The organism is Streptomyces hokutonensis (genome assembly GCF_042751305.1).
In the GTDB taxonomy this organism is placed as follows: Bacteria; Actinomycetota; Actinomycetes; order Streptomycetales; family Streptomycetaceae; genus Streptomyces; species Streptomyces hokutonensis_A.
In genome coordinates this window covers 103406-109907 of the sequence record NZ_JBHYWD010000020.1, presented here as the reverse complement: position 1 = coordinate 109907, position 6502 = coordinate 103406, and the positions used below count along the sequence as shown (strand labels likewise).

The following is a 6502-nucleotide window of genomic DNA, read 5'->3' as shown; positions in this document are numbered from 1 at the left end:
TTGGGTCCCCCCCCGCCCTAACCCCCTCTTTGCGGTAACCCGCCCCACCCCCGGTTTACTTCCTCGCGGGGGCGGGCCCGACACTCCCTCCGCCGCCCACGGCGCTCGAACCGATGTCCGGCTGACGCGGCGAACAGGTCCACCGAGTCGACCGCGACGACGAAATCGTCGACGAACCACGAACCACCCGAACAGGCTCTGTTCCTGGCCTCGTTCGCCTCGCTCAGCAGTCCCGGACTCCCTGTTGGCTAGAGCATGTCTCCCTGATCTGCTTGCCGGTTGATCGGATGCGCCTGTCCGATTAGTGATCACTGATGCGATGTGGGGCCGGATCGAGCCGTTGATGCCGGCGCATCCGGCCCGCGTTCTGCGTTGGGCCGATCACCGTCGCACCCTGGAGGCCACCGCGTGGAAGTACCGCACCGGCTCGCCTTGGCGGGACTTGCCAGACGAGCCCGGCTCGTTCCAGACCGCTCACAAACGGCTGCTCAGATGGGTCGTGGACGGTATCTGGGAACGGATTCTCTCCGCGTTCCTGACGGCGGCCGACGATGCTGACGACATCGGCTGGACTGTTTCGGTGGATTCCACCGTCCGCCGGGCCCACCAGTACGCCGCCGGAGCCAGGAAAAGGGCGCGCCAGAGCGGGCTGAGCCCGCCGATCATGCGCTTGGTCGTTCCCGCGGTGGCCTGGGTACGAAAGTCCACTTCGCCGGCGACAGCCATGCACGCCCCTTGGCTCTCCGCGTCACCGCGGGCCAGGCGGGTGAGTACTCCAGCCGTAGATCGTTACGGTCGTGGCGGCGTGCGGCAGTTACGCATTGCCAGGCCCGTCCTATTCGGGCGGGGCGGGCGTGCCCAACCACGGCCTCAGGCCTCGCTGCGCGACCCGCAGCACGTCATCAGGCGGCAGTCCATCGGCTGGTTCGATCACAACGAGTCCCCAGTTCTTCCGGCCGACGGTGTCGAGCGTCACCGCACGCTCGCGCAGCAGGTACTTCACCACCGACGCGACGTCCGCCACTGGCGGGCTCACCTCGGAGCGGGCGAGCTTCTCGACATACCAGTCCAGCCACTGCTCCCCTTCTCTCCTGGCGGCTCGGGACAATGCAGCTTCGGCGTTCCCATCGAGAAAGACCATGACCGGGCAGACCGGCGCGAGCACCTCCGTGAGGTCAGTCATGAACGCATCGATCGTCTCTTCGCCGTGCCCCATGGCCAGCAGCGTCGGCACGAACGGCACCAGGGCGTCCGCGATCACCACGTCATCGCCGTTCGCCAGAACCGAATCAACGAACTCGGCAGTTGCTGCGACCAACGTCCCCAGGCCGACGGCACCGGTCGCCCTGAACTCCTCAGCCACCGCGGCGAACTGCGGCCTGGTCAAGATCTCCTCCTCGCGGAAGTGGTCCACACGCAGTCCCGCATCGACCAGCCATCGGGACAGGCCGGCACATAGCGTCGACTTGCCCACTCCGGGAGATGCTCCCCACACGCTGATCAGAACCGTCATGGCTGCCGAGCCTAGGAACGGCAGTCATCGCTGCCAACCCCGCTGCGTCTCCGCCCGTCCCTGCCGCAGGTCTGTCCTTCATGCCGGAACGGATCGGCGCCAGTAGTGGCTGGTCCGGGATCGGGCCTGATGACGGCGGCGCCAGTCGGACCAGCTGAGCCGATGGGCGACGTCGGGGGCGGGCCGGACGACGAGCGTAATGAACAGGCGCTGGATTTCGTTGCAGGTGAGCGGTATGAAGCCGTCCGGTGTGGGACTGCGGGCGTGTTCGTCGGCGCGGACAACGGCCAGGAAGGCATACGCGAGCATGGCGAGCGTGACCCAGCGGGACCAGGATGCGTAGCGGCGGACCTGGTGCTCGTCCAGGGCGGCCAGGCCCTTTCCGGACTGGAAAAACTCCTCGACTCGCCACCTGGACCCAGCGACTCGCACCAGCGTGGTCAGTGGCACCGGTCGGGGCGAGTAGCAGCGGTAGTAGGCGAGTTCGCCGGTACTGCGGTTGCGGCGGATCAGGAGTTGGCGACTGCCGGGTCCGGCATGGGCGAGGTCAATAACGGCCCAGTCGTAGAAGCGGTGGCCCTTTGCCCCGGCCCCGGCGGACAGCCTCTGCCAAGCCCGCTTGGGCACCCTCTTGGCGAGGCTGTCCGCACGGAACTTCCCCGCGCCGGTGGTGACGCCGTGCGAGCACGCCACTGCGAGCACGTAGCTGATCCCGCGCACCTCCAGCGCGGTTCGCAGTTTCGGGTCGCCGCCGTAGACCTCGTCGCCCGCAACCCAGGTGGCACGGTGGCCGGCGTCCAGAAACCGAGTGACCATGCGGGCCGCGAGCTCCGGCTTGGTGGCGAAGCGCGTCTCTTCCCTCAGTCCCGCGGCGTAGCACCGGTCAGGATCCGAGGTCCAGGAGCGCGGAATGTAAAGTTCCCGGTCCACCGCCGCGTGCCCGCGCTGACCTGCGTAGACCATGTAGACAGCGACCTGCGCGTTCTCGATCCGGCCAGCGGTGCCCGTGTATTGGCGCTGGACGCCGACCGTGCCGGTGCCCTTCTTCACGTCCCCGGTCTCGTCGACCACCAGAACCGCCTGGTCGTCTGCCAGATGCTCCAGGACATAGCCGCGCAGGTCGTCGCGGACCTGGTCGGCGTCCCACTTGGCCCGCCCGAGCAGGTGCTGCATGCCGTCTGGGGTGGATTCCCCGGCCCACTCGGCAATGCTCCAGCAGTTCTTGCGCGGCAGGTCCGAGAGCAGTCCGAGCACCAACTGCCGGACCCGACGCCGCGGTTCGACCCGCCTGAACCGGCCTGCAATCTGGCTCATCAGACCCTCGAACGCCTCCTGCCAGCGGGCAGGGTCTACGCTGTGACCTGCGGCCACCGCATGATCGTTTGTCTTCACACACCGATGATCAACGGTGGCCGTACTCATGTCCGCACCGACCCCCACGGACAAGATCACGATCTACGGCTGGAGTATGAGGCACCGGCCTTCGAGTCAGTCATGGCCAGAATCCGTGTGCCGCGAACTGGGCCGGGAAGACCGAGATCTCGGTCGGACGCCGTTCTGGCGGACCGCGCATATTCGTCACGCGCGATCCGGAAGAATCTCCGTCGCCGCGGGATCCACGCTTTCATTCCCCTGCCGTCCGACCAGGCCGGTCGTCGTCGGCGCCGAGGCCGTTCGGGGGGCCGGCTGCCCGCCTTCGACGCCGAGGCGTACAAGCAGCGCAACGCGGTCGAGCGATGTATCAGCCGGCTCAAACAGTGGCGGGGGCCGGGCCATGCGAACGGACAAGCTCGCCATCGTCTATCGGGCAGCGCTCTACTTCGCTGCCATCTTCAACTGGGCCCGGAGGTAGGGGCGTCGGACCGCGTAATATGCAGAACCACCTCCTCAGCCCGGCGTGGCAGCATGCGGCAATGGTCTTTCGACACCCCGACGGCGGCTACGCGATCACTGCGATGTACTCCGTGCCCGATGACGCGTGGTATTTGGAACTGGATCTCGTTGCTGGGCAACGGACTCTCGTGACCGCAATCGTCCCTGACGAGGATCCGGGACGGGAGCCGACGGTGTGCCTCAACTCGAACGCAGGGCACACTGACGTTCCGTACGAGGTCATGCGCTGGTTCATGCACCAAGTCGATGAAGAGATCCGTAGCTCCCGTGCCTGGATGCGGCTGCGACCAGAGCTCGTCGAGATCATCTTCCAACTCCGTCAGGAGCACATGGGCGTCATCGACGATGACGACTTTCCCCAGGTTCTGTCGGACGTGCACGCCATGGTCCCGGAGGAAGACCTCCCCACCGTTCTGGAAGCCGCCTTTGGGCGGAATCCTGACGGCACCACCACGTACCGCCCGCAACGCCCCAGCCTGTGAACCGTCAAGGAGACAGACACTATGCGGCGAGGCCGCTGCGGTAGGCGTGGATGACGAGTTGGACGCGGTCGCGGGCGTCGAACTTGGTCAGCAGTCGAGCGACGTGGGTCTTCACCGTGCCCGCGCCGATGTACAGCCGTTCGGCGATCTCGGCGTTGGTGAGTCCTTCGGCGACGAGCGGCAGTACCTGGAAAAACCCCTCATCGCAGCCTGCAAGGCACTTCTTCGTTTCTGGAAGAACCATCCACCCGCAAACTGATGGATCCGGCGTCAGCGCACCAGGGAAGGGGGGTTCTGACAGTACCTGTATCACCAGGGTCTCCCCGACGTTCCAAACACCTGTCAACCTGGTTGAGCCGAAAGCGCCGACAACACTTCATGGAAGCGCACCACAGCTTTATCGTCATCATTCAATTCAGGTCCCCCGAATACGCGACCGTGTCAGCACCTTCTTTTACGACAGAATTGACGGAGACCAATGGCGGAGAACCAGTTCACCACTCACACAGAACTTTTCGATCTGAGGGGAAAGTACGCTCTTGTCACTGGCGGCACCAGGGGAATTGGGATGATGATTGCGCGCGGCCTTCTCCAGGCGGGCGCCCGCGTCGTCATCAGCTCACGCAACGCGGACACGTGCGCGGAGGCACAGCGTCTACTGTCCGAATTCGGCGACGTGCGAGCAATCCCCGCCGACCTGTCCAGGCACGACGAGTGTCAGCGCCTCGTTGATCTTGTCCAGGCCGACTCGGAAGGCCTGGACATCCTTGTCAACAACGCGGGAGCGATGTGGCGCGAGCCGCTGGAGACGTTCCCGGACGAGGCCTGGGATGCAGTGCTCGACCTCAACCTCAAGTCGCCGTTCTGGCTGGTGCAGGCACTGCTCCCGGCACTTCGTAAGGCGGGCACCGCCGATGATCCCGCACGGATCATCAACATCGGCAGCATCGCCGCGATCCATGTCGCCCCGTCGCCCAACTACTCGTACGCCAGCAGCAAAGCGGCACTCCACCAGCTCACCAGGGTGCTTGCCAGGGAACTCGGCCCACAGCACATCACGGTGAACGCGGTAGCACCGGGAGTGTTCCCGTCGCAGATGATGGCGACCACTCTCGATGCCATCGGCGACACGATCGCGGCGGCGGCCCCTCTGCGCCGGGTCGGCCGCGACGACGACATGGCGGGTGCCGCCGTGTTTCTCGCCAGCCGGGCCGGGTCCTACCTCACGGGCGCCATCATCCCGGTGGACGGCGGCACCGCAACGACCGCAACAAATATCCATTAGGGTGCGGGACGGGCTTACGGTGAGGAGATGACCGCGTTGGATCTACGCACCGAGGTCCGGGAGTTTCTCAGCTCGCGTCGCGCCCGCATCGCACCGGAGCAGGCGGGCCTGCCCGCTTACGGCGGCAACCGCCGGGTCAAAGGTCTGCGCCGCGAGGAGGTCGCTCTCCTGGCGGGGGTATCGGTCGACTACTACGTGCGCATGGAGCGAGGCAGCCTCGCCGGTGCCTCCGACGGCGTGCTCGACGCGTTGGCCTCTGCCTTGCAGCTCGACGAGGCCGAGCGCGACCACCTGTTCCACCTCGCGCGCCAATCCAGGGCGCCCCGCAGCCCACGCCGGCGCCGGTCTGCCGTCGCGGTGCGCTCGACGCTGCAGCAGGTGCTCGACGCGATCTCCGGTGCGCCGGCCTGGATCGGTAACGGCCGTTATGACGTGCTCGCCATGAATCAACTCGCTCGCGCGCTGTATTCACCGGTGCTGGCCGACCCGCGACGGCCCGCGAACACAGCGCGGTTCGTCTATCTGAACCCCGAGGCGGCCAGAGATTTCTTTGTCGACTACGACCAGGTTGCCGGTGGCGTGGCCGCGAAGCTGCGCATGGAAGCCGGCCGCAATCCGCACGACGAGGAACTGATCGCCCTGGTCGGCGAACTGTCCACGTGCAGTGAGCTGTTTCGGCAGCGGTGGGCATCTCAGGACGTGCGGCTGCACCGGTCCGGCCGCAAGCGTATGCACCATCCGATCGTGGGCCGGCTCGACTTGGACGTCGAATCCCTGGAACTGCCCGCCGAACCCGGCCTGCACCTCAACATCTACACCGCACCCGCGGGCACACCGACCGCCGACAATTTGGCGCTCCTGGCGTCGTGGGCGGCCACCCAACAGACGCTGGCGACCGAGCTCGAAGCACACAACGGCTAGTTCAACCCCTTCAGCCGTCCTAGTCAGCGGACCATGACGTGGGGCAGCAATCTGCCGGAAAGTAGACATGGAAGTGAGACCAAAACCGGTGTGGACACGCGCGTGAACCGTTGAGTCCGGTTCCCCCGGCTTGATTCCCGGTTGATCGTTTCGGGGTCGGGCAGGCCGTGTCGGGCCTGCATTGCCCATTCGGGCATGGGGTGGCCGCTGGTCTGCTCAGCTCTTCGCACGGCGGGTATTGGTGACGAGCGCGAGCGGACGCCCGTCGCTGCTGGTCAATCAGGTCTCCAGGCGGCCCTCGGCGATGCCCGCGCGGAGCTCCTGCGTCACCGTTCCGGCGGGGCCAGGGATGCCGGGGCCGTCGTCGTGGTCCAGGGTCCAGGATGCGTGCACGGTACGACGGTCTCA

At 66.2% G+C, this 6502-nt stretch carries 7 protein-coding genes and 2 pseudogenes; 5 read left to right on the top strand and 4 right to left on the bottom strand.

Annotated elements, in window-relative coordinates:
- Positions 1-319: 319 nt before the first annotated feature.
- A pseudogene (locus ACFXC1_RS38335) lies at positions 320-463 on the top strand (transposase); the annotation flags it as partial.
- Between the two features lie 11 nt (positions 464-474).
- On the opposite strand, the gene ACFXC1_RS38330 reads toward ACFXC1_RS38335, so the two are convergent.
- The 3 genes from ACFXC1_RS38330 to ACFXC1_RS38320 all read right to left on the bottom strand — a co-directional run bounded on the left by ACFXC1_RS38330 (position 475) and on the right by ACFXC1_RS38320 (position 2827).
- Positions 475-726, bottom strand: coding sequence for a hypothetical protein (locus tag ACFXC1_RS38330; RefSeq protein WP_381251731.1), 252 nt, complete (start codon positions 724-726; stop codon positions 475-477).
- 109 nt (positions 727-835) lie between these two features.
- Positions 836-1513, bottom strand: coding sequence for a nucleoside/nucleotide kinase family protein (locus ACFXC1_RS38325; protein WP_381251729.1), 678 nt, complete (start codon positions 1511-1513; stop codon positions 836-838).
- Between the two features lie 78 nt (positions 1514-1591).
- Positions 1592-2827, bottom strand: a complete 1236-nt coding sequence (locus ACFXC1_RS38320) for an IS701 family transposase (RefSeq protein WP_381251727.1) — start codon at positions 2825-2827, stop codon at positions 1592-1594.
- Positions 2828-2983: 156 nt separating this feature from the next.
- Between ACFXC1_RS38320 and ACFXC1_RS38315 the strand changes: the two are divergent.
- Positions 2984-3365: pseudogene (locus ACFXC1_RS38315) on the top strand (transposase); the annotation flags it as partial.
- A 19-nt stretch (positions 3366-3384) separates the two neighbouring features.
- Positions 3385-3888 (top strand): hypothetical protein, encoded by a 504-nt coding sequence (locus ACFXC1_RS38310; RefSeq protein WP_381251725.1) that lies wholly within the window; start codon positions 3385-3387, stop codon positions 3886-3888.
- Between the two features lie 19 nt (positions 3889-3907).
- Here ACFXC1_RS38310 and ACFXC1_RS38305 read toward each other — a convergent pair whose 3' ends face one another.
- Positions 3908-4132: a response regulator transcription factor gene (locus ACFXC1_RS38305; protein ID WP_381251723.1), complete on the bottom strand. Its 225-nt coding sequence runs from the start codon at positions 4130-4132 to the stop codon at positions 3908-3910.
- 234 nt (positions 4133-4366) lie between these two features.
- Here ACFXC1_RS38305 and ACFXC1_RS38300 point away from each other — a divergent pair, with 234 nt between their 5' ends.
- Together ACFXC1_RS38300 and ACFXC1_RS38295 are read left to right on the top strand one after the other, a co-directional pair.
- A complete protein-coding gene (locus tag ACFXC1_RS38300) occupies positions 4367-5173 on the top strand; it encodes an SDR family oxidoreductase (protein ID WP_381251721.1) in 807 nt (268 codons plus the stop codon).
- Between the two features lie 27 nt (positions 5174-5200).
- Positions 5201-6094, top strand: coding sequence for a helix-turn-helix transcriptional regulator (locus ACFXC1_RS38295; RefSeq protein ID WP_381251719.1), 894 nt, complete (start codon positions 5201-5203; stop codon positions 6092-6094).
- The last annotated feature ends 408 nt before the right edge of the window (positions 6095-6502 follow it).

Excerpts from the sequence above, each read along its gene's own strand:
- ACFXC1_RS38330 (WP_381251731.1), bottom strand. The coding sequence starts at position 726 with ATGGCTGTCGCCGGCGAAGTGGACTTTCGTACCCAGGCCACCGCGGGA.
- ACFXC1_RS38325 (WP_381251729.1), bottom strand. The coding sequence starts at position 1,513 with ATGACGGTTCTGATCAGCGTGTGGGGAGCATCTCCCGGAGTGGGCAAG.
- ACFXC1_RS38320 (WP_381251727.1), bottom strand. The coding sequence starts at position 2,827 with ATGAGCCAGATTGCAGGCCGGTTCAGGCGGGTCGAACCGCGGCGTCGG.
- ACFXC1_RS38310 (WP_381251725.1), top strand. The coding sequence starts at position 3,385 with ATGCAGAACCACCTCCTCAGCCCGGCGTGGCAGCATGCGGCAATGGTC.
- ACFXC1_RS38305 (WP_381251723.1), bottom strand. The coding sequence starts at position 4,132 with ATGGTTCTTCCAGAAACGAAGAAGTGCCTTGCAGGCTGCGATGAGGGG.
- ACFXC1_RS38300 (WP_381251721.1), top strand. The coding sequence starts at position 4,367 with ATGGCGGAGAACCAGTTCACCACTCACACAGAACTTTTCGATCTGAGG.
- ACFXC1_RS38295 (WP_381251719.1), top strand. The coding sequence starts at position 5,201 with ATGACCGCGTTGGATCTACGCACCGAGGTCCGGGAGTTTCTCAGCTCG.